The 25,665-nt window shown below is 35.6% G+C and carries 27 protein-coding genes and 1 riboswitch; of the genes, 6 read left to right on the top strand and 21 right to left on the bottom strand.

Annotation, left to right across the window (positions count from 1 at the left end):
* Positions 1–8: 8 nt before the first annotated feature.
* From NSQ59_RS10525 to NSQ59_RS10515, 3 genes are all read right to left on the bottom strand, one after another.
* A complete protein-coding gene (locus tag NSQ59_RS10525) occupies positions 9–1,070 on the bottom strand; it encodes a M24 family metallopeptidase (RefSeq protein WP_340831104.1) in 1,062 nt (353 codons plus the stop codon).
* Position 1,071: 1 nt separating this feature from the next.
* A complete protein-coding gene (gene aroQ / locus NSQ59_RS10520) occupies positions 1,072–1,518 on the bottom strand; it encodes a type II 3-dehydroquinate dehydratase (protein ID WP_055739307.1) in 447 nt (148 codons plus the stop codon).
* 89 nt (positions 1,519–1,607) lie between these two features.
* A complete protein-coding gene (locus tag NSQ59_RS10515; protein ID WP_055739306.1) occupies positions 1,608–2,126 on the bottom strand; it encodes a YqhR family membrane protein in 519 nt (172 codons plus the stop codon).
* Between the two features lie 183 nt (positions 2,127–2,309).
* On the opposite strand from NSQ59_RS10515, the gene NSQ59_RS10510 reads away from it, so the two are divergent.
* Positions 2,310–3,260, top strand: coding sequence for a DUF1385 domain-containing protein (locus tag NSQ59_RS10510; RefSeq protein WP_055739305.1), 951 nt, complete (start codon positions 2,310–2,312; stop codon positions 3,258–3,260).
* A gap of 246 nt (positions 3,261–3,506) precedes the next feature.
* Entirely contained in the window at positions 3,507–3,860 is a 354-nt protein-coding gene (locus tag NSQ59_RS10505) for an SA1362 family protein (RefSeq protein ID WP_055739304.1), read from the top strand.
* 3 nt (positions 3,861–3,863) lie between these two features.
* Here NSQ59_RS10505 and NSQ59_RS10500 read toward each other — a convergent pair whose 3' ends face one another.
* Both NSQ59_RS10500 and NSQ59_RS10495 read right to left on the bottom strand, forming a co-directional pair.
* The gene (locus tag NSQ59_RS10500; RefSeq protein WP_055739303.1) at positions 3,864–4,748 is read right to left on the bottom strand and encodes a patatin-like phospholipase family protein; all 885 of its coding nucleotides are present in this window, start codon (positions 4,746–4,748) and stop codon (positions 3,864–3,866) included.
* A 138-nt stretch (positions 4,749–4,886) separates the two neighbouring features.
* Positions 4,887–7,445, bottom strand: coding sequence for a vitamin B12-dependent ribonucleotide reductase (locus tag NSQ59_RS10495; protein ID WP_340831099.1), 2,559 nt, complete (start codon positions 7,443–7,445; stop codon positions 4,887–4,889).
* 479 nt (positions 7,446–7,924) lie between these two features.
* Between NSQ59_RS10495 and NSQ59_RS10490 the strand changes: the two genes are divergently transcribed.
* Together NSQ59_RS10490 and NSQ59_RS10485 are read left to right on the top strand one after the other, a co-directional pair.
* Complete coding sequence (locus tag NSQ59_RS10490; RefSeq protein WP_055739301.1) at positions 7,925–8,305, top strand: rhodanese-like domain-containing protein; 381 nt, start codon at positions 7,925–7,927, stop codon at positions 8,303–8,305.
* 330 nt (positions 8,306–8,635) lie between these two features.
* Complete coding sequence (locus NSQ59_RS10485; protein WP_340831096.1) at positions 8,636–9,433, top strand: AAA family ATPase; 798 nt, start codon at positions 8,636–8,638, stop codon at positions 9,431–9,433.
* 34 nt (positions 9,434–9,467) lie between these two features.
* Here the strand turns inward: NSQ59_RS10485 and gcvPB are convergent, their stop codons facing one another.
* From gcvPB to gcvT, 3 genes are read right to left on the bottom strand one after another with little or no spacing between them, the layout of a single operon-like run.
* Entirely contained in the window at positions 9,468–10,925 is a 1,458-nt protein-coding gene (gene gcvPB / locus NSQ59_RS10480; RefSeq protein WP_055739299.1) for an aminomethyl-transferring glycine dehydrogenase subunit GcvPB, read from the bottom strand.
* Complete coding sequence (gene gcvPA, locus NSQ59_RS10475) at positions 10,918–12,267, bottom strand: aminomethyl-transferring glycine dehydrogenase subunit GcvPA (protein ID WP_055739298.1); 1,350 nt, start codon at positions 12,265–12,267, stop codon at positions 10,918–10,920. Before gcvPA ends, gcvPB begins: the two co-directional genes overlap by 8 nt.
* A 19-nt stretch (positions 12,268–12,286) precedes the next feature.
* Complete coding sequence (gcvT, locus tag NSQ59_RS10470) at positions 12,287–13,390, bottom strand: glycine cleavage system aminomethyltransferase GcvT (protein WP_340831093.1); 1,104 nt, start codon at positions 13,388–13,390, stop codon at positions 12,287–12,289.
* A gap of 182 nt (positions 13,391–13,572) precedes the next feature.
* A riboswitch (glycine riboswitch) is annotated at positions 13,573–13,670 on the bottom strand.
* 185 nt (positions 13,671–13,855) lie between these two features.
* On the opposite strand from gcvT, the gene NSQ59_RS10465 reads away from it, so the two are divergent.
* Together NSQ59_RS10465 and NSQ59_RS10460 are read left to right on the top strand one after the other, a co-directional pair.
* Positions 13,856–15,562, top strand: coding sequence for a DEAD/DEAH box helicase (locus NSQ59_RS10465; protein WP_340831092.1), 1,707 nt, complete (start codon positions 13,856–13,858; stop codon positions 15,560–15,562).
* Positions 15,531–16,328: a YqhG family protein gene (locus NSQ59_RS10460; protein ID WP_055739295.1), complete on the top strand. Its 798-nt coding sequence runs from the start codon at positions 15,531–15,533 to the stop codon at positions 16,326–16,328. Before NSQ59_RS10465 ends, NSQ59_RS10460 begins: the two co-directional genes overlap by 32 nt.
* Positions 16,329–16,457: 129 nt before the next feature.
* Here NSQ59_RS10460 and NSQ59_RS10455 read toward each other — a convergent pair whose 3' ends face one another.
* From NSQ59_RS10455 to NSQ59_RS10395, 13 genes are all read right to left on the bottom strand, one after another.
* Positions 16,458–16,634 carry a YqzE family protein gene (locus NSQ59_RS10455; protein ID WP_083489266.1) on the bottom strand — a complete coding sequence of 59 codons (177 nt, stop codon included), beginning with the start codon at positions 16,632–16,634 and terminating at the stop codon, positions 16,458–16,460.
* Positions 16,635–16,679: 45 nt separating this feature from the next.
* Positions 16,680–17,177 (bottom strand): shikimate kinase, encoded by a 498-nt coding sequence (locus NSQ59_RS10450; RefSeq protein WP_340831089.1) that lies wholly within the window; start codon positions 17,175–17,177, stop codon positions 16,680–16,682.
* An 18-nt stretch (positions 17,178–17,195) separates the two neighbouring features.
* Complete coding sequence (gene comGG / locus NSQ59_RS10445; RefSeq protein WP_055739293.1) at positions 17,196–17,570, bottom strand: competence type IV pilus minor pilin ComGG; 375 nt, start codon at positions 17,568–17,570, stop codon at positions 17,196–17,198.
* Complete coding sequence (comGF, locus tag NSQ59_RS10440; RefSeq protein WP_340831086.1) at positions 17,560–18,054, bottom strand: competence type IV pilus minor pilin ComGF; 495 nt, start codon at positions 18,052–18,054, stop codon at positions 17,560–17,562. Before comGF ends, comGG begins: the two co-directional genes overlap by 11 nt.
* Positions 18,014–18,331: a type II secretion system protein gene (locus tag NSQ59_RS10435; protein WP_055739291.1), complete on the bottom strand. Its 318-nt coding sequence runs from the start codon at positions 18,329–18,331 to the stop codon at positions 18,014–18,016. Before NSQ59_RS10435 ends, comGF begins: the two co-directional genes overlap by 41 nt.
* The gene (gene comGD / locus NSQ59_RS10430) at positions 18,318–18,755 is read right to left on the bottom strand and encodes a competence type IV pilus minor pilin ComGD (protein ID WP_055739290.1); all 438 of its coding nucleotides are present in this window, start codon (positions 18,753–18,755) and stop codon (positions 18,318–18,320) included. The genes NSQ59_RS10435 and comGD overlap by 14 nt, the downstream gene beginning before the upstream one ends.
* Positions 18,752–19,078, bottom strand: coding sequence for a competence type IV pilus major pilin ComGC (gene comGC / locus NSQ59_RS10425; RefSeq protein WP_083489265.1), 327 nt, complete (start codon positions 19,076–19,078; stop codon positions 18,752–18,754). The genes comGD and comGC overlap by 4 nt, the downstream gene beginning before the upstream one ends.
* A gap of 13 nt (positions 19,079–19,091) precedes the next feature.
* On the bottom strand, positions 19,092–20,099 hold the full coding sequence (gene comGB / locus NSQ59_RS10420; protein ID WP_340831081.1) for a competence type IV pilus assembly protein ComGB: 1,008 nt from the start codon (positions 20,097–20,099) through the stop codon (positions 19,092–19,094).
* Complete coding sequence (gene comGA / locus NSQ59_RS10415) at positions 20,071–21,171, bottom strand: competence type IV pilus ATPase ComGA (protein ID WP_055739288.1); 1,101 nt, start codon at positions 21,169–21,171, stop codon at positions 20,071–20,073. Before comGA ends, comGB begins: the two co-directional genes overlap by 29 nt.
* Positions 21,172–21,417: 246 nt before the next feature.
* Entirely contained in the window at positions 21,418–22,356 is a 939-nt protein-coding gene (locus NSQ59_RS10410; protein ID WP_340831079.1) for an LCP family protein, read from the bottom strand.
* A gap of 325 nt (positions 22,357–22,681) precedes the next feature.
* Positions 22,682–24,163: a UDP-N-acetylmuramoyl-L-alanyl-D-glutamate--2,6-diaminopimelate ligase gene (locus NSQ59_RS10405; RefSeq protein ID WP_340831077.1), complete on the bottom strand. Its 1,482-nt coding sequence runs from the start codon at positions 24,161–24,163 to the stop codon at positions 22,682–22,684.
* Positions 24,164–24,198: 35 nt separating this feature from the next.
* Positions 24,199–24,699: an SdpI family protein gene (locus tag NSQ59_RS10400; protein WP_340831075.1), complete on the bottom strand. Its 501-nt coding sequence runs from the start codon at positions 24,697–24,699 to the stop codon at positions 24,199–24,201.
* 142 nt (positions 24,700–24,841) lie between these two features.
* Positions 24,842–25,648, bottom strand: coding sequence for a DUF2785 domain-containing protein (locus tag NSQ59_RS10395; protein ID WP_340831074.1), 807 nt, complete (start codon positions 25,646–25,648; stop codon positions 24,842–24,844).
* Between the last annotated feature and the right edge of the window lie 17 nt (positions 25,649–25,665).

The raw sequence follows: 25,665 nt of genomic DNA, 5'->3' as shown, positions 1-25,665 counted from the left end.
CATCCATTCTACAGTATTATTAAATCCTTTGTGGAATGTGTGATGGTTTCGTTTGAGTTATCTGTGATTAATGTATCATCTTCTATTCTTACGCCGCCCAGTCCCGGAACATAAATTCCCGGCTCCACTGTAACAACCATTCCTGGTTTCAGAACGATATCCGAACGGACGGATAAGGATGGTCCTTCATGAACCTCAAGACCAATTCCATGCCCTAAGGAATGGCCGAAATATTCCCCATAACCATGGTTTGCTATATAATCACGAGCAATAGAATCGGCTTCAATTCCTGTCATTCCAGGTTTGATTTTTTCAATGGAAAGTAATTGAGATTCTAATACAATATTATAAATTTCTTTTAGCTTTGCAGGTGGTTCACCAACCGCTACTGTTCGCGTAATATCGGACACATAGCCTTTATAAAGAGCTCCGTAATCTAAAGTAACAAAGTCGCCTTTTTCGATAACTTTGTCACTTGCCACTCCATGTGGAAGAGCGGAACGAGTTCCAGATGCTACGATAGTGTTGAAAGAAGAAGAGGTCGCTCCACATTTTCTCATAAAAAACTCAAGCTCATTCGAAACTTCAAGCTCTGTCAATCCCGGTTTAATATAATCTATAATATGTTTGAATGCCGCATCCGCTATGTCGGCAGCTTCCTTTAATATCTTAATCTCTGATTCAGTCTTTATCAAGCGTAAATTTTCAATAAGGTTTGTGACTGGCACTAATTCTGCTTGGATTTCCTTTTGATATGTTTGGAAAGAAGAATATGTTACATAGTCTTGTTCAAATCCTAGTTTTTTTATGCCAAGCTGTTTAACCTGACTCGCTATTTCCTCATGGATAAGGCCTTTGTGTTGAACAATTGTAAAGCCTTCAGCCTGTTTAGAAGCTTGTTCTACATAACGGAAATCAGTAATAAACAATGCTTTATCTTCGCTTATAAGGACTACTCCCGCTGTTCCGGTAAAATTGGAAATATATCGGCGATTATAATCACTAGTAATTAAAATTCCATCTATTCCATTTCCCCGAAATGCCTCACGTAATTTATCCAGTTTTTTCATTTCATTCTCCCCTTTTTATGTATTCAAGCAATGCTTTTAAAGCTAATTCATAACCAAAAAAACCAAAACCAACAATTTGGCCAACTGTAACTGGCGCAGTGACAGATTCTCTTCTAAAAGATTCCCTTGCATGTACATTTGAAATATGCACTTCAACAACAGGAACATTGACTGAAGCTATCGCATCACGAATAGCATAACTATAATGTGTAAAAGCCCCTGGGTTTAAAATAATCCCTGTATAGTTTTCCTCTTCTGCATGATGTATTTGGTCAATTAAGTCGCCTTCGTGGTTGGACTGAAAGGCTTCCGTGACAGCACCATAGGAAGCAGCTGTTTTTTTTAGATCTTCAATTAAATAATCGAGTGTATTGTTGCCATAAATTGTAGGTTCTCTTTTCCCAAGCAAATTTAAATTTGGACCATTTAGAACTAAGATTTTTTTCATTTTTTTACACCTTTTTATGTAAGAATGTTCAACATATTCATTCTATCATAAAAAATGAAAACGAAACTAGCCATGCGATAAAAAGCAAATTAACTTTTCATATCCTTATTTTTTTCTTTATTTTTATCCTGATAATGTGTTCTTTCATTTTGTTCATAAGATATAGAGTACCCTATGAAAACTCCGTACAGAATATATAAACACGCACATGTGATAATCGTATTTAAATCCAGTTTTAGAAACGGCTTCATACCTGGAAAAATCGGATTTAATATGATAAACACTATTAAAAATAATACAATGCCGTAAATGGCCCCAACCCATATTGTTTTAAATTTTTTTAAAATTGCGTAATATATAAATGAAACGGGAATGGAAATAATGCCATATGCGATAATGGAACTGACTATCCCAATCCAGCTTTCTCTCCAAGAACCAACAGTAAACGGCTCTAAAATAATGTTAGGTTCCACTTTAATAAAGTTTAAATAATAAGTAAAATATCCTACTGCACTCCACAAAAGTCCTCCGAAGAATCCGGTGATAAAAACCATCTTAGCAAAAGAACCCGCTTCATTGAATCCAGCTTCTTCATGTTTCGAATCCATGTAATTCACCTCCAAAAATTAAGGAGCTTTTGACACAATTGTTTCAAAGTCCTTATTAGTAGAATAACCATATCTATTCCAGCTAGTCGTATAACGTTTTTTTTAGTAAAATGAATATAACTCTATACGAGAGGGAGATATCGAAAATTCGATTCTTTATTAGAAAATAGGCTGGTGACTTTCATGGATAATCAAAAAGCCCCTTCTTACGGTGGGCAAGCAGTTATAGAGGGAGTAATGTTTGGTGGAAAATATCAAACCGTTACGGCGGTACGACGAAAGGATTCTTCCATCGAATATTTTTATTTACCTCGTAAAACAAGGCCTGTGTTACAAATGCTAAAAAAGATACCATTTCTTAGAGGGATTATTGCGATAATAGAAGCAAGCGCGAACGGATCCCAGCATTTAAGCTTTTCAAGCGAGAAATTTGAAGTAGATCCTAATGACGATGAAAAAATAAAGGATGAAAAGGTTTCCAAAACAACCATGGTCATAGGTGTTGCAACCCTTGGCGTACTTTCTTTTTTATTTGGTAAGTTTGTTTTTACACTTGTCCCTATATTTCTTGCAGCTTTGTTTAAACCCATCCTATCAAATGATGTCGCACAAGTATTACTTGAGGGATTTTTTAAGCTTCTTCTATTGTTGGGATATATTTATTTTGTATCCTTAACACCTCTTATTAAGCGTGTTTTTCAATATCATGGGGCAGAACACAAGGTAATCAATACCTTTGAAAATAATTTAGAGCTTACAGTAGAAAATGTGCAATCACAGTCACGATTGCATTATCGTTGCGGAAGCAGTTTTATTCTATTTACAGTTTTCATCGGCGTCATCATATATTTATTCGTTCCGACAAGTCCATTATGGTTAAGGATTGTGGATCGAATTGCTCTTATTCCTGTTGTACTTGGAGTCTCATTTGAGGTTTTGCAATTTACAAATAAATTACGGGAAATCCCTGTTCTAAGATACCTTGGATATCCCGGATTATGGCTACAACTCCTAACAACAAAGGAACCAACAGATGATCAGGTAGAAGTTGCAATTGCATCATTTAAAGAATTGCTACGGGTGGAAAACGAGAAAAAAGACATTTCCGCGGAAACACCGAATATGTCCCTATAAAATAGATTGTTTACCAAACTGATAAATGGGTCTGCGGTCCGAATTGCTTTCTCTGAGAAAGTTATATTCCTTTTAAAAACTTATTATAGGCAATATCGGCCGCATACCGATTTGTTTTTTTCAGAACGAAAAAAGAATGGAGATTTATACTTGAAATGAAACTCATTCCAAATTGAATTGAAAATTGGTATAAAAGGTTGATTTTGAGGAAACAATGCTTATGATGCTCAAATGGAGGTGGCTTTTTTGCACATAAGAAATAGTCTAATTGGTGTTATCTTTCTCCTAGCAGTCATTGGCTTTGGTACAAAATTATTTATAAATCCAGCTTCCCTTTTTAGGCAAATATTGTTTTCTGTTCTTGTAATAGCGGCTATCTTTTTCATTTATCGAATATGGATTGGCAAAAAATCTAATGCAAAAGAACAAAGAAATTTTATCAAAGCAGCCCGAAAATCAAAAAGGCGTCTAAAAAAACGGCAATCATCCGGTAAGCAAACCTTACAAGCCCGTAAAAAACCGATTCGAAAAAAATCAGACGTTCAGCTTACCGTAATCGAAGGAAAAAAAGGAAAAAAGAAAAATCGTGCAATCTTCTAAATCTTAATATGACCATTTTTTTAAAAATTCTTTGGTTCGCAAACGTCCTAAATCAATGAGGGCGTCTTTTTTTTCCTTTATTAAATCAAATTCAATCGATGTAAAGTTATCTGTCGGAATAAAGATAATATCCTTTTCCATTTGCCGCGAAATATATTTCATATCATGAGCGTCCTTCATTGTGTCAAACAATGCTCCAAATAATTGAAAGCCATTTTTTATTACATGTTTTCGATGATCCTTTAGCTTGGTGCTTAAAGAAATACCAATTACTGGCCGTATTTTTTTTGTGCCTTCTTCTACAAATAGCCACATTGGGAAATTACTTAATACTGCACCATCTACGATAAAGTTTGTACCATCTAAGGATTTTAGTTTGACTGGTTCAAAAAAATAAGGGATGCTACAGCTCATTCTTATCGCTTTTGCAACCGGAAAACTGTCGATTGGAACGCCAAGGTCCACTAAATTATCAGGTAGAACTAATAATCTCCCATTTGTTAAATCAGAAGCTACAACTCTTAGTTTTTCTTTCGGCATATCTGCAAAGGTATATACTCCCTTTTCCGCTAATTTCATTGATAGCCATTCTTCGAAAGCCTTGCCTCGATATAAACCTAATCTCCAGTATAAAAATAGCCATTTTGTGAATGGCAAAGGAAGCAACGTCTTTCGTGTATCCAGAAATTGAGAAAGATCCACTTCCGCAGCTAACTGCCTTAATTCTTGACTAGTATATCCGGCTGCAACAAGTGCTGCAATAATGGATCCGGCACTTGTCCCGGCAATCCGTTTAAATGTATATCCTCTTGATTCAAGCTCCTCATATGCACCAATTAATGCTAATCCTTTTATCCCACCTCCAGAAAACACACCATCAATCTCCATAATCTCCATCCCCTTCAGGTAGTATTTATATATTTTTAAGAATGGGGAAAGGAAAATAGAACTTATTAGCTTAAACAAAAATTATGTTTTAAATAGAAAAGGAGCTAAGCCCAATGCTTAACTCCTCTTTTTTTTGCTTTACAATCCACATTTTAATTGGGCATTGCAATTGTCACAAGTATTGCATCCACCAATTTCTTTTACCGTTCCTTTACGACATACTGGACATGTATTACCTATTTCTGATCCAATTGTCACACTTGTGGAACGTAAATCCTGGATGGTATCCACTAATACGACCGCTGGTTTTTCCGGTTGATTTGCATTAACATCTTCATCAAATTGATTTTCTTCCGCCTTCAATGTTAAAACTTGCGAATCACGGCTGCCGTCAACATAAACTGTGCCGCCCTTTGCTCCGCCTTTATAAAGTCGCTCATAAACCTTTTGAACTTGTTCCACGGAATATCCGCGCGGTGCATTTACCGTTTTGGAAATAGAGCTATCAATCCATCTTTGAATGACACATTGTACATCTGCATGTGCTTCCGGCGCAAGCTCCATCGCTGTTGTGAACCAAAATGGAAGTTGATTTGGGTCTGCTTCTGGATGTTTGTCTAGATATTCTTGAACGATTTCCGCTTTTACTTCAATAAATTTACCTAAACGTCCGCTGCGGTAATAAGTAAAGGAGAAATATGGTTCTAAGCCTGTTGAACAGCCAATCATTGTTCCGGTTGATCCTGTCGGAGCAACTGTAAGAAGATGCGAATTGCGAATTCCATCCGCAAGAATGGATTGTCTTATGTCTTCAGGCATTTTGCTCATATATCCCGTTTCGATGAATGCTTTGTGTAATCTGTTAGTTTCCTCGTCTGTTTCTCCTACTAAGAATGGGAAGCTTCCTTTTTCTTTCGCAAGCTCAATAGAAGCACGATATGCTGTAGTTGCAATCGTTTCAAACACTTTATCTACAAGAATATTTCCTTCTTCAGAGCCATATTCTTTTTCACAGTAAATCAATAAATCGGCAAGTCCCATCACACCTAAACCTACACGACGTTCACCAAGTGCTTGCTTTTTGTTTTCTTCAAGGAAATATGGAGTAGCATCAATAACGTTATCTTGCATTCTAACGCCAATTTCAACCGTTTGTTTTAGCTTTTCGAAATTAACCGTTTTATTTTCTTTATCTGCCATTTGTGCTAAATTCACCGCTGCTAAGTTGCAGACACTGAATGGTGCGAGGGGTTGTTCACCACATGGGTTTGTCGCAACGACTTTTTGTCCATATGCCTTTGCATTAGTCATGTCGTTTGCATTATCAATAAAGAAAATACCAGGTTCTGCAGAATAAGTTGCACAAATATTAATTAAATTCCACAATTCTTTTGCTTTTATTTTGCGGTATGTTTTGACTTTATGTCCGAGCTTTTCCCATTCACGAACGTCTCCGACTTTATGCCATTCTTCATTATAAATCTTCATTTCTTCCTCGCTATAATTTTCAACATCTGGGAAACGAAGTTCATATACAGCATCTTGTTCAACTGCATCCATGAAATCTTTTGTTAAACATACAGAAATATTGGCACCTGTTAAGAATTCTGGATTATGAACGGTATAGGTACCACCAGCAGTCAACTTTTCCTGAGCATCATTTAAAATACCTTCGCTAAAACCACCTTGGCCAGGAATCGATTTATAATTTAATATTCCCTGATACATCGCTTTTTCTTGTTCAGTCAGCGGTGTAAATTTGAGCTTTTCTTTCGCGTGCTTTTTAATTGTCTCGTCTTCTGTCGTCTCAAGTAAAAATCTTAATATACGAGGATTTTGCATTTTTGAAATAATAAATTCCACTATATCCGGGTGCCATGAAGAAAGCATTATCATTTGTGCCCCACGTCTTGATCCACCTTGTTCTACAAGATGTGTGAGTTTCGCAATATCATCCAACCATGAAACTGATCCGGATGATTTTCCGTTTACCCCTTTTGCTAATGTATTTCTTGGACGAAGTGTTGAACCGTTAGTTCCGACTCCGCCGCCTCGGCTCATGATTTCCATTACTTGCTTCCTGTGTTCGGAAATACCTTCGCGGGAATCAGGAACAAACGGCATCACATAGCAATTAAAATACGTTACATCTGTATCAGCTCCAGCGCCGTATAATACCCTACCGGCTGGAACAAAATTTAGGTTTACTAATTCTTGATAGAATTTTTCAAACCATTCTTTACGTTTTTCCTCTGTTTTTTCAACTGCAGCAAGGCCTGTTGCGTTGCGTTTCGCAATTTGCTCATAATAAACTTCTAAAGGCTTTTCAATTATGTCAATAGATCGAACAATTAAGCCTGTTTCTATTTCGTTTTGATCATCAAGTGCACTTCTGTACTCCTCCTCAATCAAAACCTTTGCAACATTTCTTTCCCAATCTATCTCTTGTATAAATCCTAATCCGCGAGCAGGAAATTTAGGGTCTTCTTTGATGGTTAAAACGACAAAGTCACCAGCTGTAAGAGTAATCTTTTCTGTATCCTTGAATGCATAGCGGTCAATCATGACAAGACGGGATACCCCTTTATGCGTGATGTGCATGTCAGAAGAAATAGGGTGAACTTGAGGAAAAAGACTAATATCCTTGTTTAACCTCTCCTTATCAATATTCATTTTTGTGGTAAACGCAACAGACATTTTGACAACTCCTTTATATATCTATCAATTTCTAACTCTAGCAAGTTAAACTCTGAGATGTATTTACTTATAATAAATTATCATAAATCCCACCTCAATATCAACATATAGTATTTAAAAAACAGAATTATATACTATATATAGTTTTTAGGTGACTTTTGTCTGTTTTTGTCAAATGTTGAATAAAGCAAAATTAGGAGATTAGAAGAGATATTCTAAGATTCAATAGGAATTATCCTTAAAAACAGATGAATTCCCACGTTGCAATAGAAACAATTAAAAATTAAACCCCGCATTAAAAGGGAATTCTACGCAATAGCAATTTATAAAAAAAATAAATATTTTTGTTGAAATTTTTATTTTTTTATATTAGAAGGTGATTTTTTTAATCTTATACAGTTTTGTTAAAATGTTTTGATTCATGAAGCTTTGACGAATATAATAGATATAGTGTTACTCGCAGAAAGGAGCAAAAAAAATTGTCACAATGGTATTTTTTTATCATCGTAGTTGTAGCGATTCTTGCTTATACTCTTTATAATTATTTTGCGCAAAAAAGAATCGTTAAAACATTAACAGAAGAAGAATTCAAAGCCGGATATCGAAAGGCTCAGCTTATTGATGTTCGTGAGGTAAATGAATTTGAGAACGGTCACATCCTTGGAGCCCGGAATATTCCTCTATCTCAAATGAAAATGAGAATGAAAGAAATTCGCCCGGATAAACCTGTTTATCTATATTGCCAAAGCGGGATGAGAAGTGCACGTGTCGCTCAGATGTTATACCGAAAAGGCTATAAGGACTTATATCAGCTACAAGGCGGCTTTAAGAAGTGGACTGGCCGTATTAAAGCAAAATAATGAAAACCGCAGATTGACTGCGGTTTTTTATATAGGCTCTATTATTTTTCGTTCACGTATGAGAATTCATAGGCGGAGCATTTCCGGCTAATGTATATAATGGAGGCATAAGTAGTAGATATAAGCGGAGATATTCCGATTAACTGCTCTAAATAGGACAAAATCTAAGGATTTGGATAAGATAACCGGAAAACCTCCCCTTATTTTTAGGGAAATAGGAGTATTTCCAAATTTAAACGGAAATTTTCCGTTTATTTTTCAAACAGGTAAAATCAATATTCAGTTATTACAGGGCCTTTATATAAAAAAAGAAAGATAGGTGAAAAAGTTATGTTTTTACAGTCGATACAATGGAAGGATATAACCTCCAACCGTAATTATCCTTTTTCTTTGCCGATCTTTGAAGATTTTCAGTCCATTCACTTACTTCATCCAATTACTATTTTCATAGGGGAAAACGGGAGTGGAAAATCAACGTTTCTGGAAGGTTTAGCAGCAGCCTGTCAGCTTCCGACTGCGGGTGGTGCAGAAGTAAATGATGACCCTGATTTACGGCACGCAAAGGCGCTAGCTGATTCTTTCTTTATAAAATGGCGGGAAAAGACAAGAACAGGTTTCTTTCTTAGAGCGGAGGATTTTATATCATTCACAAAACGAGTCAAACAGATGAGATTAGAAGCGGAACATCAATTGAATTTAATAGAAGAAGAATACAGACATAAGTCAGCTCATGCAAAATCCCTAGCATCTTTGCCACACAAACGAACATTATATGAACTAAATCACCTCTATCAAAATGGTTTGGAAACTAGATCCCACGGTGAAAGCTTTTTAGATTTCTTTCAAGCAAGAATCAAGCCAAATGGGCTATATTTACTCGATGAGCCAGAAGCTCCTTTATCTCCTATGCGGCAACTTACATTAATCAGTATTATTCTCGAAGCAGTTCAAAGCGGATCCCAATTTATCATTGTCACTCATTCTCCAATATTAATGGGGATTCCTGATGCAGATTTATATACTTTTGATTCTCATCCTCCTGCAAAAATAGACTTTGAGGAGACGGAGCATGTTCAGATTACAAAACAATTTTTAGAAGCACCGCAGCGCTTTCTAAAATATCTATAGAAAAAGACCTCTTCCCAAAAAGAGGCCTTAATTATTATACTTGATATCTTAAAATCGGTTTTCGTGCCGCTTGTGTTTCATCAAGACGTTTAATGACAGTGTTATGCGGAGCTTCTTGCACAATCTCAGGATTCTCTTCCGTTTCTTTTGCAATTTGAATCATTGCATCGATAAAGGCATCAAGCGTTTCCTTTGATTCTGTTTCCGTAGGCTCAATCATCATACACTCTTCCACATTAAGCGGGAAGTAAATAGTAGGCGGATGGTATCCAAAGTCTAACAGTCGTTTTGCGATATCCAATGTACGTACACCAAGTTTCTTTTGACGTTTGCCGCTTAATACAAATTCATGCTTACAATGACGATCATACGGAAGATCATAATATTCTGCTAATCTTCTCATCATATAATTCGCATTTAATACTGCATTTTCTGTTACCGCTTGTAATCCGTCAGGACCCATTGTCCGGATATACGTATAGGCTCTGACATTAATACCAAAGTTTCCGTAATATGGTTTTACACGGCCAATGGATTGTGGACGATCATAATCAAAGGCAAATTCGTCCCCTTTTTTCACGATAACTGGTTTCGGTAAGAAAGGAATTAATTCTTTTTTCACTCCAACAGGTCCAGAGCCAGGTCCACCACCACCATGAGGTCCAGTAAATGTTTTATGAAGGTTTAAATGCACGACATCAAATCCCATATCTCCTGGGCGTGCTTTCGATAATACAGCATTAAGGTTTGCACCATCATAATACAATTTACCACCGGCGCTATGAACAATCTCCGCCATTTCAAGAATATTTTCTTCAAAAAGACCAAGAGTATTTGGGTTAGTCAGCATTAAAGCAGCCGTATCAGGTCCAACTAAGCTTCTTAAATCATCTAAATCTACCAAGCCATTTTCATTTGACTTAACCGTAATCGTTTCAAGACCAGCTACAGTAGCAGATGCAGGATTCGTACCGTGAGCAGAATCAGGAACAATTACTTTTGTTCTCTGTGTGTCCCCGTTTGCTTCATGATATGCACGAATCATCATTAATCCAGTCCACTCTCCATGGGCTCCAGCTGCAGGTTGAAGGGTTACTTCGTCCATTCCAGTAATTTCAATTAAATGCTCTTGTAAATCGTACAATAATCCTAAAGCACCTTGGACAGAGCTTTCATCTTGTAATGGATGAATATGGGCAAAACCAGGGTAACGAGCAACAACCTCATTAATTTTTGGATTATATTTCATCGTACAGGAACCTAGTGGATAAAATCCGGAATCAACACCGTGGTTGCGCTTTGACAACGCGGTATAGTGACGCATAATATCTAGCTCGGCTACCTCTGGAAGATTTGGTTCCTCTACTCGAAGATAATCTGTAGGAAGATATTCTCCAAGATTTGTTTCGGGTACATCTAATTCAGGTAAGCTATATCCAACACGACCTTGTTTCGTTATCTCAAAAATGAGTGGTTGATTTGCATTATTCATGGCTATCCCCCAATTCCTCTACGAAGTTATCAATTTCTTCTTTCGTGCGAAGTTCCGTTACAGCTATAAGCATATGATTCTCTAATCCTGGATAATCTCTGCCTAAATCATAGCCGCCAATGATGCCACTCTCTAATAATTTCTGATTAACTTCTTTAACAGGTTTAGCGAGCTTAACAACAAATTCATTAAAGCTTGGTCCTGTAAAAGCAATGTCAAACCCATTATCTTTGAAAACACGCTGAGCATATTGGGTCTTATGAATATTTTGTGAAGCCATTTCCTTTACGCCTTTTTTCCCTAAAGCTGTCATGGCTACAGATGCTGCAAGTGCATTTAATGCTTGGTTTGAACATATATTAGATGTAGCTTTGTCACGTCTAATATGTTGTTCACGTGCTTGTAGGGTTAATACAAATCCCCTTAGACCATTCTCATCTGTCGTTTGTCCCACTAATCGACCAGGAACTTTTCTCATTAATTTATTTGTTACAGCGAAATATCCGCAATGGGGGCCACCAAATGCAGATGGGATTCCAAAAGTTTGCGCATCCCCGACAACAATATCAGCTCCAAATGAACCAGGAGGGGTTAAAACTCCCAATGCTAGCGGATTACTTGAAACAACAAACAGCCCTTTAAATTGATGAGCAATAGGTTCAATCTCCTTTAGAGGTTCAATTTGTCCAAAAAAGTTTGGATATTGAACAATTACTGCGGCAACCTGATCATCTATTTCCGCTTTTAATGCGTCAAGGTTTGTAACACCATTTTCATGAGGAATTTCCACCACTTCAATGTATTGGCCTTTTGCATAAGTTTTTAATACTTCACGGGATTCAGGATGGACCGCTTCCGAAATAAGAACTTTTTTCCGTTTTGTTTGACCGCAAGAAAGCATTGCAGCTTCTGCAAGAGCAGTTCCCCCATCATACATAGATGAATTTGCTACATCCATACCTGTTAATTCACAAATCATCGTTTGAAATTCAAAGATTGCCTGTAATTCACCTTGAGAAATTTCAGGCTGATATGGTGTATATGCAGTATAGAATTCTGATCTTGAAATGACATGATCGACAATTGTCGGAATGTAATGGTCATATACTCCCGCTCCTAAGAAGGAAACATATTGTTTTAAGTCTGCATTCTTGGAAGCTAATCTTGATAATTCTTTTAATAAAGCTGTTTCCGATTTTGCTTTTTTAATATTATATTGACCTTTAAAACGAACTTTTTCCGGAATGTCTTGGAACAATTCATCAACTGAGTCTACCCCTATTGCTGCCAGCATCTCTTTTTGATCTTGTTCTGTCATCGGCAAATAACGATGCGTTGTCATGTTTCGGTTCTCTCCCATCCTATTTTTTTACCCTTTTATAAAATGGTGTTGGCACAACTTTAGCCTTTAATAATTTCCCACGTATTTCTACGTTTACTTCTTGGCCAATTTCACTATTTTCGATATTGACTAGTGCAAGTCCAATGTTCGTTTTGAATGTTGGAGATTGTGTACCTGAAGTTACTTCACCAATTTCAACATCACTTGCGAATACTTTGTAGCCATGTCTTGGAATGCCTCGATCAATCATTTCAATTCCAACTAACTTACGCTTTAAGCCATTTTCTTTTTGAGAGGCTAAAGCATTTTTACCGATAAAATCAGCTTCTTTCCCTACTTTCACGGCAAAGCCAATTCCCGCTTCCAATGGGGAAATATCTGCAGAAAGCTCTTGTCCGTATAAAGGAAGGGTAGCTTCAAAACGAAGTGTATCCCTTGCACCTAGTCCACAAGGTAATACTCCATCTTCTTTGCCGGTCTCTAATATAGCTTTCCATAAGCTTGCTGCATCTTCTTTTTTGCAATAAATTTCAAAACCATCTTCCCCAGTATATCCAGTTCTTGAAACCAGTGCAGAAGCTACAGATAAGTCAACGTTGGAAGAAAATTTAAAAAACTTAATCTCCGACAATTCCTTGTTTGTTGCTAGTTTTTGTAGAATTTCTTGCGCTTTCGGTCCTTGAATGGCAAGCTGTGCAATGCTATCAGAAATATTTTCAAGCTCCACATCACCGAATACATGCTTCTCTAACCATGCAAAATCCTTTTCAATATTTGCTGCGTTTACAACGAGTAAGAAATCTTCCTCTGAATTTCTATAGACCAATAAGTCATCAACGGTGCCGCCATTTTCATAACACATTGCAGTGTACTGGGCACCGTTATCTGCAATTTTCGCAATATCATTTGTCATCATTTTTTGTAAAAACGCTAAACTGTCTTTACCTTTTACCGTGAATTCTCCCATATGAGAAACATCAAATAATCCAGCTTTTGTTCTCACGGCCTCATGCTCTTCCTTAATGCTAGAGAATTGCACCGGAAGCTCCCATCCGCCAAAATCAATTGTTTTCCCACCATATTCTTTATAAACATCAAACAATGGTGTTCTTTTTAATGACATTCTTTTTCCCCCTCATTTGATAGTAGAATTCTTACTATGCTCTTTTTTAGGCAGAAAGGCATAAAAAAGGACAGAAAAACTCTGCATATTAAAGCCTGAGTTTCTCTGTCCTGTAACCTGAAAGTTTACCGTCATAATGGTTTTCCTCTTGGGTGGCTTATAATAAGCACTCTCCAGAGCTGCGTCAAACAAGAGTCTTTTTGCCTGAGAGATTCACAACTTTCGCTATTTGCTCCTTCGGCGCTGCCAACTACGCGGCAGTCTCTCCCCCTGTTCTCATTCGCCTATATTAAATTAAAAAGTGGGCATACTAAGAAATAACGAAAATGTCATGCTTTACTTTATGTTCAAGCTATTTTCATCCTAACATTAAACACATTTTTCAGCAATCATTTTTAGTACAGAATTAGGACATATTTTATTCTATTTTACAGTCCTTGGATCACAGAATAAGGAGTGGCATAAATGACGATCCATATTGAATTTGATCAAGTTTGGGGAGAGGAATTATCAGAGCGTTTCGGGAAGGATGGTCCATGGGGAAATTGGGAGCTTTATAAGCTAGCAATTGAAATGGAAAAACATTTCATTATCCCTGAATTTGAAGGATTACAAGCTCCAAAGCATTTAGCAAATCTTAAACCTTTGCCACATCAATTAGAGGTTGCGAGACAAGTAGTCGAAAAGATGAACGGAAAAGCGATTCTTGCAGATGAAGTAGGGCTCGGGAAAACAATTGAAGCCGGCTTAATCTTAAAAGAATATATGATTCGAAAACTGGTGAAAAAAGTTTTGATTTTAGTACCTGCCTCATTAGTTTCTCAATGGGCTTTCGAGTTAAATACGAAATTTCATATTCCTGCTGTTGCACAAAAGAAAAGCTATGTATGGGATCAATGCGATTGTGTTGTTTCATCTATCGATACAGCGAAAAGAAGTCCGCACAGAGAAAAAATATACGAACAAAATTATGATTTAGTGATAATCGATGAAGCGCACAAACTAAAAAATCATAAAACCAAAAACTATGAATTTGTTCAAAATCTTAAAAAGAAATTTTGTTTATTATTGACGGCGACCCCTATCCAAAACCGGATTGACGAAATCTTTCATCTCGTGTCTTTATTAAAGCCCGGACATCTAGGCAACCAAACAGGGTTTCTTGAGAAATATAAAAATGGGGATCGTAATATAAAAGATGATAAACATCTTAATGATTTAGTTAATAAGGTTATGATCCGCAATCGCCGTGTAGATACAGGAATTGAATGGACGAAACGCCATGTAAAAACTGTATTAATAGAATTTAATAACGAAGAAAGAGAACTTTATAATGCAATTGATGTTTTAAAAGGAAATCATGATTATGTCGCAAATGCCGGATTTACCATTATGACACTGCAAAGAGAAGCATGCAGCAGCAGAGAGGCTGTATATTATACATTAAAAAATATGCTTAAAAAAAGAGAAAATCCAACACCTGAATTTGAGGAAAAAATACACTTCCTCATAAAAAAAATTGAAGCGGTTAAACAAAATTCAAAAGCGGAAAAAACACTGGAGCTTATAAAGCAAATAAATGATAAAGTTATCATTTTTACAGAATACCGTGCAACCCAACTTTATTTGCAATGGTTTTTAAAACAGCATGGAATCACTTCTGTTCCGTTTCGCGGCGGATTTAAACGAGGAAAAAAAGACTGGATGAAAGAACTGTTCCAAAAACATATCCAAGTTCTGATTGCAACTGAAGCTGGCGGGGAGGGAATTAATCTACAATTTTGTCACCATATGATTAACTTTGATTTGCCATGGAATCCGATGAGATTGGAGCAAAGGATTGGACGTGTACATCGTCTTGGTCAGGAAGAGGATGTGCATATTTATAATTTTGCTACAAAAAACACAGTAGAAGATCATATTTTAAAGCTGCTGTACGAAAAAATTAATTTATTTGAGCGGGTTATTGGAGAGCTGGATGACATATTGACAAGACTGGAATTCGGTAAATTGGAGAACCATTTAAAAGATATCTTTCAGAATTCTAAATCTGAAGGGGAAATGAAAATAAAAATGGAGAACCTAACAGAAATGATTCAATTTGCAGAAACGATGAAAAATCGAGAGGAGGAAACGCTGCATGCAGCAGGAGGAAATTCATCAATATCTTGAACGTTACTTCTTGGCTAATGAATGCGAAATTTTGGAGAACCAAAATGGTTATTTAACCGTACAACTTACTATTGATATGGATAAAGAACTTATGAATCGCCCTTTTTATTGGCATTATTTAGAGAAAACAGGTGGTATTCCTAATCCTGCAAAGCTAACTATTATTACAGATAAAAGTAAAACTCCTGATGAAGTCAAAGGCGAAATGATTCATTTCGGAGCACCTCGGCTTCATCAAATATTTCAATCGACGAAAAAACTCGCTGGGTTTATTCGATTATTTGAAGAGACAAAGGTTTTACATAATCAACAACGACCTTTGTATCCTTGGTTAGGTGTAAATATAAAAATCTCCTATCAATGTGATCGCAAGCGGGATATTTTTCGATCTTTTGGTCTTAACATGATTAATGGCGGATTAGTGGAAAATTTTCAAGACTATTTACAAACAAAAAAGCTTACACCAAAGATACCCGATTTATGTTTTACGCTATCCCCTATCATTATGCCAAAAAGCGGAATAAATAGGATCGAAGCATTTTTAAAGCAAGAAATATTAATGGAAGATCATGAATGGGCCGTACAAGCTAGACAAAGATGGGATGAGGATTTAGCATTATTAGATCATTTTTATGAAGACATGGAGGAAAAACCGGAAAGCTATCAAATAGAAAAGGAAGCTTTACGTGAGCAATACGAACCGAGCATTAGAATAGAAATTATTAATGGGGGACTTTTCTATTTAACACAGCCAACGGTAAATTAAGAAAATCGCAAGCTCCTTGCACATTAGCAGGCCAATAGGCAATATAAGAATACAGCATATGATGATTCACATATTTTTTAACTTTAAAAAAAGAAAGAAAATAGAAGAGACTTTTTAAAATTGACTCTTCTATTTCCTTTTAAAAATCATCAAAATGGCAAATGGTATCATCCCAAACCATCTGTATAAAAATGGAGATTTTTCTAATTTTCTTTGCAGCCGAATTTCTTTTCTAGCTGTTTTCGGTGTATCGAAATGTTTAACAAAGGTTTGAGTTATATACTTAATATAATCATTTGTTGACACTACAGGCACTCCTCCTTTATTTATTGCAGTGTGCCCATTAAGTGTCTATTTTATTCTTTTTATTATTTCATATGATGTTTCATCGATACTTAAATGAGTTGAATCGATAATAAATTTTGCCGTATTTTCATAGAAACATAGTCTTGATTCATATAACGCTTGCACTTCGTCCAAGGTTTTATTTACGAAGAGAGGCCTGGAAGTATCATACTCGATTCTTTCCATAATTTTTTCTATTCTACATTTAAGAAAAACAGATGATCCAGTTGTTTGGATAAAATCTCTATTTTCTTTACGCAGAATAATCCCGCCGCCTGTCGTAATAATACCATTGATGTTTTTGGTACTTAGGAGTATTTCCGATTCTTTGTCCCGGAAATAAGGTTCTCCTTTTTCAGCAAATATTTGAGATATTTTTTTCCCTTCTGTTTGTTCTACTAAATGATCCGTATCAAACACAGGTATATGAAGATCCTGAGATAATTTTTGTCCAATTGTTGTTTTTCCTGCACCCATAAAGCCGATAATATAAAGTGGCAGCATTTGTTAGAGCTTCTCCTCTCAAATTTCGATCCATTTAGAAATTCGCTTATCTTCCTGATCATAAATTAGTTCATTTTTCGTTACCTGTCCATATGATAGATATGTTACAAGGATGATTCGATATCTACCATCATCCATTAATTCAATTTGATAACTTACCTTTCCTTCATCATATGATATCACTCCTTGCATCTTCATTTTTTGATTTTCGATACGTTCTATTAAGGTTTTCATTGTTAAGGAAATCATACTGTTCCTTATATAGTAACTTTTTGTTTCATGAAGATAGCGTGATTCCGATAAATAAATTTGGACGGAGGAAAGAATAACAAAGAAAACAACAAAGGTGACCATCAGAGTATATGGCAACATAAATCCTTTCTCACTTTTCAATTATCTCTCCCCCTACCTCGTGTTCTTCCTTCATAACCGGTTTAAAAATTGTAAATCCAGCAATTTCTTGACGATTGTTTGTAAATTGAATCACAAGATTAATATGATTTGCTTTCATCGTAAACTCCGCATTTCTTACTTTTTGCAATACTACCTCATGTCCAGTATCATGTACACGTCTGCGCAGCAATAAACCAAATGACTCATAGGTAACCTTCTCTCCATTTACTTGTAAAATTAGTTTGTTTCCCGTAATATCTACCGAACTGCTATTCCTTATTTCCCTTCTTAACTGTATCAGAAAGATGTTCCATTCATACGCGTCCTCTGTGGATAATGAATGATTGATATGATTAAATCCTTTTATTACTAAGGGAATAAGACTTAATATTGTCACTGCGATCATTAAAGAGATAATACTTTCTGCTAATGTAAAACCTTTTTCACTTTTCCAATTCTGTAACACATTTTTGCCCGTTTTCATAGAAAACACATGCTTTCCACATCCCGTTGTTAGACGTTAATTGAACCTCATACATCTTCCCTTCAATGGATTGGCTGCTTACCGGTACTGTATCGTTAATCGTAAAATGTTCTATTGATTCATATAAAACTCGATACGCCATTAATTGTTCCTTTTCATCATTTAATTTCATGATCATCTGAAACATAAGGGGAAATAGAACAGTTGCAACAAAAAGGATTGCACCAAATGAAACTAATCCTTCTGCTATGGTAAAACCTTTTTCATTCCTGCACACGGAATCTTCCCCTTCCAATATTAAAAATCAATTTAAACGTCTGTCCGTTTATTTCAAATGCAAGTGTTCCAAATCTGCTAATATTGCCATCCCGCAGAATATTGAAGGAGTTGAAAGAACCATTTAATAGTTTTACAGACGAAGTCATAGACCTATTCACAATTACTGTTCCTTTAGCAGTCTTCATCATATAGCGGTTATAAGCCGGGTAAAATTGAACTGTTACTAACTCTTGCCTGCTGATCGTATAGGTTTGGGCATAGTACAGGTCTGCTTCTAATTGCGAAATAACCATCTTCTTTTCTAGTGTGCTTTTTAGAGGCTTGAGACTTGCAATACTTAGAGAGAGGAAAATGGTGAGAATCAATAATACGATTAAGACTTCGATTAGTGTAAAGCCTTTGTTTCCAAGATAAGCTTTCAAGAGTTGCTCCCTTTTGACTCTGTAACTTTTCCATCCGAGTCAATGCGTACAGAATTTCCGTTAGGGCAAGTCTTCCTATCTTCCTTCAGGTACTTTTCTTTGATAAGTTCAGATACATCCGTAGGATATTTATTAAATTCCATTTCATAAGCTTCCACTTGTCCTTGCACCATATTGACAAAAGCTTCGCATCCTTTATTATTAATGTTTTTACTATGCTTTGTGATATTAGGAATAGCAACAAAAATTAAAATGGTTATGATCAATAAAACGACCAACATTTCAATCAATGTGAACCCTTTTTCACTTTTCACTAATTTCAAATGTAAAACCTCCTTAAATAGAATCCATCATGTCAAACATCGGCAGCATTATGGACAAATAGACGGCGAGTACTAATAATCCAATAATGAAAAACATGACAGGTTGAATTATTTTAAATACCTTTTCCATCTTTTCTTCGATTTGTCCAAGACAAAAACGGCTATAAAACTGTAACTCTTGATCCAATCTTCCATTTTTTTCACCATGTTGGATTACCATAATTAACTGAGGATCATAGAAGGAAAACTTAGAAAGGGAATTGGAAAAGGAATAACCTAATGTCAGATCTTTACGAATCAACTCTGCTGTGTTTTTAACTAATGGTCGGTAATGTTGTGATGCTATGCAGGCTAAAACCTCATTAATAGAAAAACCGCTCTGCAGTAAAAATGAGCATTCTCGAGCCAAAAATTGACTATTAAACAATCGAAAATAGAAACGGACTGCAGGAATCCGTGCTATCCATTCCGCGTTTTTAACTGGTGTATTTTTTGAAAAATACAAACAGGAGAAAAGGAATACCAAAAATACAATTACACAAAATATAGAAAGTAATAAGGGTCCTTTTTCCATTAGCTGGGTAAAAAATCGAATCAGTGGTGAAGGATGATAGTCCATTGAGGAATAGAGGTCTGTAAATTGTGAAAGTAATAGGTTTTTCAGCAGAAACAGAATAAGGATGAGAATCCCTATCAAAACCAGCGGATACTGTAATAATTTCATCATCATTTTTCGCTCATTATCTCTTTTAATTAAATACATTCCAGCCTCCTTTAATGCTATTGCTATGTTACCGTGTTTATCAGCAAAAAATATTTGTGCACAGGCTTTTTTATCAAATTGTTCTTCACTGAGAATCTCATGAATTGGTATTCCTTCTTGTAATTTCTTTAACATCGCCTGTGTAAAACTGCTGCCCCTTTGATCCATTCTTCCTAAAAAACCGATGGCATCTCCCATGGAAAAACCATTTTGCAGCATATCGCCGAGTCTATTTAAAAACATACCCTGCTCTTTCAAGGTTTGCTTCTTCCGTTTCAAAAACCCAGCGATCATATTCTTTTTTAGAAATATATCCAAGTGCAATCCCCTTTCGTAACGATTCTTTTAATGTGAAATATTGATATGGAACATTTTCACCACTAGCTTCATTTAATACATGCTGCAATGATTTCCCATACAAAAGCTCATAAACGGCCGCTCTTCTTTTTTCATGATAATGCGGACAATATTTGGAACATTGATCTCCGCAAAACGGACAAATGAGCGTAACAAGACGTTGAGCTGTAATCCCGATTATTGTTTGTTCAATTTCATTTAGTTTTATCCCAAATTCTAATAAGCGATAGATCGCTCCCTTTGCATCTCTTGTATGCAATGTGCTAAGTACTAAATGACCTGTTAAAGCTGCTCGAACAGCTATTTCTGCAGTTTCATGATCCCGAATCTCTCCCACGATAATAATATCGGGGTCATGACGTAAAATCGCCTTTAAGCCTGTGCTATATGTTATCCCCGCTTTTTCATTTACCTGTACCTGTAAAAAATGTTCATTTTTTATCTCGACAGGATCTTCTAAAGTAATAACATTTCGTATATCTTTATTTGCGCATTTCTCGACTAATGTGTACATGGTTGTAGATTTCCCACTGCCAGTCGGACCTGTAAACAGCAAAAGCCCATGTGAGTGCATTAATAAAGACATGAGTTTTTTAGCACTGTTAGGAAAAAGTGATATTTGATCAACGGAAAATGTTTTTTTATCTGAGAGGATTCGAATAACTAGGCTTTCTCTGGAATTTGCAGTTGGGAGAGTGGAAATTCTTAAAGACGTATTATGATGTGGAATACTCAGTTGAAAGGAACCACTTTGAGGTTTTCTTTTTTCACCAATGTCTAACGAGGCCATAAACTTGAAATGGGATACAAGTCTTTCCCCTATTGTAACGGGTAGGGGCCGATGCGGAGTTAATCTGCCGTAAAGTCGAAATTGTGTAAGATAATCATCTTGTCTAGGGATAATATGAATGTCAGTCGCATTCAATTTTATCGCCTGTTCTAATAGCAAATCTGCTACTTTTTCAATGGACATATAGAATAATACACCACCTTTTATTTTCGTAAAGACTTATTTCGACAAAAAGATGGATTTTCCTGCAAGATTTTAAAATTTTTCATAAAAAATTTCCATGTGGTACGATTAAAAAAATATATGCCTGAGCAGTTACTTACACTGTTTTTTTCTAATTTCTAGCTTAAATTAAATAAAAAAGAACCAAAGCAGGGAGTCAAATGGAAAACTCCATACTTTGGCTATTAACACCTTTTTAATAGGTACTTAACTATTTGATGATAAAAATTCATCTAAAGCTTTTTTGTTTTGAGCTAAATCGATACTTAATACCTCCCCTAAATGGTCATATCGTTCATTTGTAAAGGATCCATTAACAGGAATTCGCATGGTCTGTATTTTGCTGGACTTGCTTGTGAGCAAGTCTTTTCCCAATGACAAAAGGGTAGGTGTATCTATGTTCGTATCCACATATGGTTCAATTACCCCCATTATTTTAGGAAGTTTCAAAAGGCTTGTCATACTGTAAGCTTGATCCTTCAGTTTGCCAATCACTTCCTGCTGCCTTTGAACTCTACCGAAATCACTTAGATTATCATGTCTAAAACGGACATAACCTAATAATTTCTTTCCATGGAGCACTTGCTTCCCCGGTTGTAGCGTCATCCCGATTCCATAAGACATTTTAGACGGAACATCCACTTCAATCCCTTCAGGGGCAATGACATCCACTACTTTTTCAAATCCTTTGAAATCAACAACCGCGTAGTAATTAATATCGATTCCAAAGTTTTCTTGAATCGTTTGTCTTAAGAGCTCTGTTCCACCGATAGCATACGCTGCATTAATTTTTTGTCTTCCATGTCCAGGAATATCAACAAAACTATCCCTCATTATCGAAATTAATTTTGCTTGATGAGTATTCTGATCATAATGTGCAACCATTATAGAATCCGTTCGAGCAGGTCCTTCTCCACGTGAGTCACTACCTAATAAAAGAACATTTATTTTTCCAAATTTAACTTCTTGACCTTTAAATGATATTACATTTTTGTTATCGTCTTTAAAATTTCCTGCCTTTGCTATTTGGACACCTTGTATATATTCAATAATTGCATAAATACCTACACCAAAAGTAATAAAAACTAATAAAACGAATATTACACGTCCCCATCTTACACGACTTCTTCTCTTTTTTTTCTTCATTTTTCTCTCCTTGTAAAGTATGTACGCGAATCTTTTTTCATTTTTTGTCGAATAAACAAGCTATTAATAATATGACATAACTTTATTTCACTCAGATTACAATGCTTTAAAAATAATATGAACTTACATTTCACAAGACTTTTTACACATCATTTTTGAAAGAAGAAAATAAAAAAAACATTCCTAGTTCAAGGAATGTCGCTGCTTGGTTAATATTGATTTTAAAAAATAATTTTGATGTTGCATTTTCCCATTACATAATTATTTCATTGAATATGATTTGATAATTCAATCGGATTACTCTCCCTTTATAAAAAATTAAAAATTACTTCTTCAAAAGTTCCGACAATGCCTTTTTTGCAATCTCTTTATCATCAAATTGAATCGTTTTGTTTTCTAGAATTTGATACTTTTCATGTCCTTTTCCCGCAATTAATATAATGTCATCCTTAGTAGCAATATTAATCGCTTTTACGATAGCCTCATCACGGTTTACAATGGACAGACAATTATTTGGATTTACCATTCCGTTACGAATATCTTCTATAATGCTAACTGGATCTTCGGTTCGGGGATTATCCGAAGTGATGATAACAGTATCGCTATATTGGTTTGCTATTTTCCCCATAACTGGTCTTTTTGTTTTGTCTCTGTTTCCCCCACAACCAAATACCGTAATAATTTTTCCTTTTGCAAATTCTTTAATCGTAGATAAAGCATTTTCCAATGCATCTGGAGTATGGGCGTAATCTACTATCACGAGGAATTCCTGACCAACGTTTACAATTTCCATCCTGCCATCCACACTACTTAATTCACTTAAACTTTTTTTAATATCCGATAAGGAAACTCCTTCAAGTAAAGTAGCTGTGATTCCAGCCAAAGCATTATAAACATTAAACCTTCCTACTAAGTTAAGATCAATATCTATTTCTCCAGCAAAACATTTAAGAATAAACCTAGTCCCTTTAGAAGTTAGCAATATATTATGTGCTGTAACATCTGCTTTTTTGCTTATGCCATATGTAATTACTTCTGCTGGTGTTATTCTTCGAAAGAATTCATATGAGGGATCATCTGCATTCAAGACAGCATATTTATTATTTTTTGGTGTGAAAGCATTTCCTAACCTTGAAAAAAAGGAAGCTTTCGCATCCCTATACGCCTCAAAAGTACCATGATAATCTAAATGATCTTGGGTTAAATTTGTAAAGATAGCAGTCTGAAAATGACACCCGAGCACCCTTCGCATATCCAGCCCCTGAGATGACACTTCCATTACACAGTATTCGGTATTAACTTCTGCCATTTTCCGCAAGTGTCGCTGAAGGATTGGAGGTTCTTGCGTATTGATATCGGTAGGGTAAACATTGTGATTAATTTTAACCCCGTTATTCCCCATTAGGCCTGTTTTATATCCGTAGTCTGAAAGAATCTTATCGATTATGTATGAGGTTGTTGTTTTCCCGTTTGTTCCTGTAATTCCAATTAATTTCATGTCTAATGACGGATAACCATAAAAATGGGTTGAAATAATTGCCATTGCATATCTTGCATCATTCACAATGATTGTTGGAACGTCTATTCCTAAATCTTTTTCCGTAACTAATGCAATAGCTCCATTTTTTATTGCATCATTTGCATAATGATGTCTGTCCTCTAAAAATCCTGTGATCCCAGGAGTACAAATGAATAAATTGCCTTTTTCGATTTTACGTGAGTCCATTTGAATGCCTGTAATTTCAACATTCATGTTACCTATTGTTCGTTTTATCGTTAGGAGTTTTGAAATTTCTATCAATTTCATCTAAACGGCACCTTCTCTGAATGTATTTTCAACAATTATTTGATCCTAGCAGAACGTAAAGCCATAAATACAATGGTCCCAATCATTATGATTATAAAAATGAGCAATTCCCAAATGCCAAACCCTACCCTGGTACCTAAAATTGAATAAATCCAACTCCAACTATTATATGCAAGGAAAATAGTGATCTCAGCCTTAATAATATGAACCATTAGTCTTGCATTTTTATATTGGCCCTCTATATTTCTTTCCGTTAAGTTAGAATAATTATATAAATGAGGAAATTTCTCCAGAATAGTCATGCCACCCCATATAATAAGTGTAATTAATGGAAGGATCCAAACAAAAGCTTTATTTCCCCATCCATCTGCAACATCATTTCCATTAAAATGAATTGGGATCCTATTTGGTAAACTTGGGTACATTTTTATGATATATATCACGTTTCCAATTATTATTAGCAAACAAATGATATCTAGTAAGGTTTCCATCTTTGACCTAGGGATGTTTAACTTAGGACGCTTTTGCAATTGCATAAACCATCTCACCTCTCTTATTTATTTACGTACAGTTGAAGAGATGGTTTCATAAGCTAGAAAAGATTAAGTCTGGACATAGAAAAACTTATCATTCGATTCCAAAACACTTACCTTTTATAAACAACATCATGCCATCTCTTTATAATATGAGATATTTGCACCCTAGATTCTTGTCCTCTGTCCATAAATCCCAATCGAAATATAATGATTTTAGGAAATTCATTATATTCGTTCTTGTTCTATAAAAATGAAATGAATAACGTTCCACCTTAAATATTTCGTCCAAAGAACTACTGATTGTTTGGAGCCAATCTCCTAACAACTCATCGCTCAATCCTTTATCCAGAAGTGCATCGATTGCAAATAACAATCTTTCATCCTCATCATCTATATAACTCCCATTCTTAAATAAACAAGAACGAATAGTTTCTAATGCATCCGGTATTTGTGATGGATAAAAAACGGGATGGGAAATAGCTGTCGTTAACAGGTCTGCTCCATGCGCAATACTGTGTGCCCATCCTTTTTCCTCCACAAATCCGCGAACATCATTTTCTTTCTGTAAATAAAGAAAACTGCTTTGAATACTTTTTTCTACAAGCTCTTTGGAAAGAAATCTTTCTTCAATATCTTGATTTAAAATCAACTGAGCAGCAAGAGCAGAAAAAGTACGTTTAAATACCGAATCTGAATTTACTTCCCCGATCTGGAAGAATAAATAATTTGCTCCTATGCTGGTTTCCAATATTCTTTCCATTAGACTAAAACCAATTAAGCTATTTTCTACTAACCGGCAAAAAGTTAAATGAATCAGGTCATCCCTTAATACAGAATCCGTATCTCCAATATATTTCAACATCATATCGATTAGTTTGTCTTGATTTAATAAAGAAATCTCTTCATCTTTCATGTTTTTTATTATTAGTAGTTGTTCTTTTAAATTCATTCCATACCCTCATTACC

Source organism: Margalitia sp. FSL K6-0131, from assembly GCF_038008735.1.
In the GTDB taxonomy this organism is placed as follows: Bacteria; Bacillota; Bacilli; order Bacillales; family Bacillaceae_C; genus Margalitia; species Margalitia shackletonii.
The sequence above is the reverse complement of the archived record's forward strand: the minus strand, read 5'-3'. Positions and strand labels throughout refer to the sequence as shown.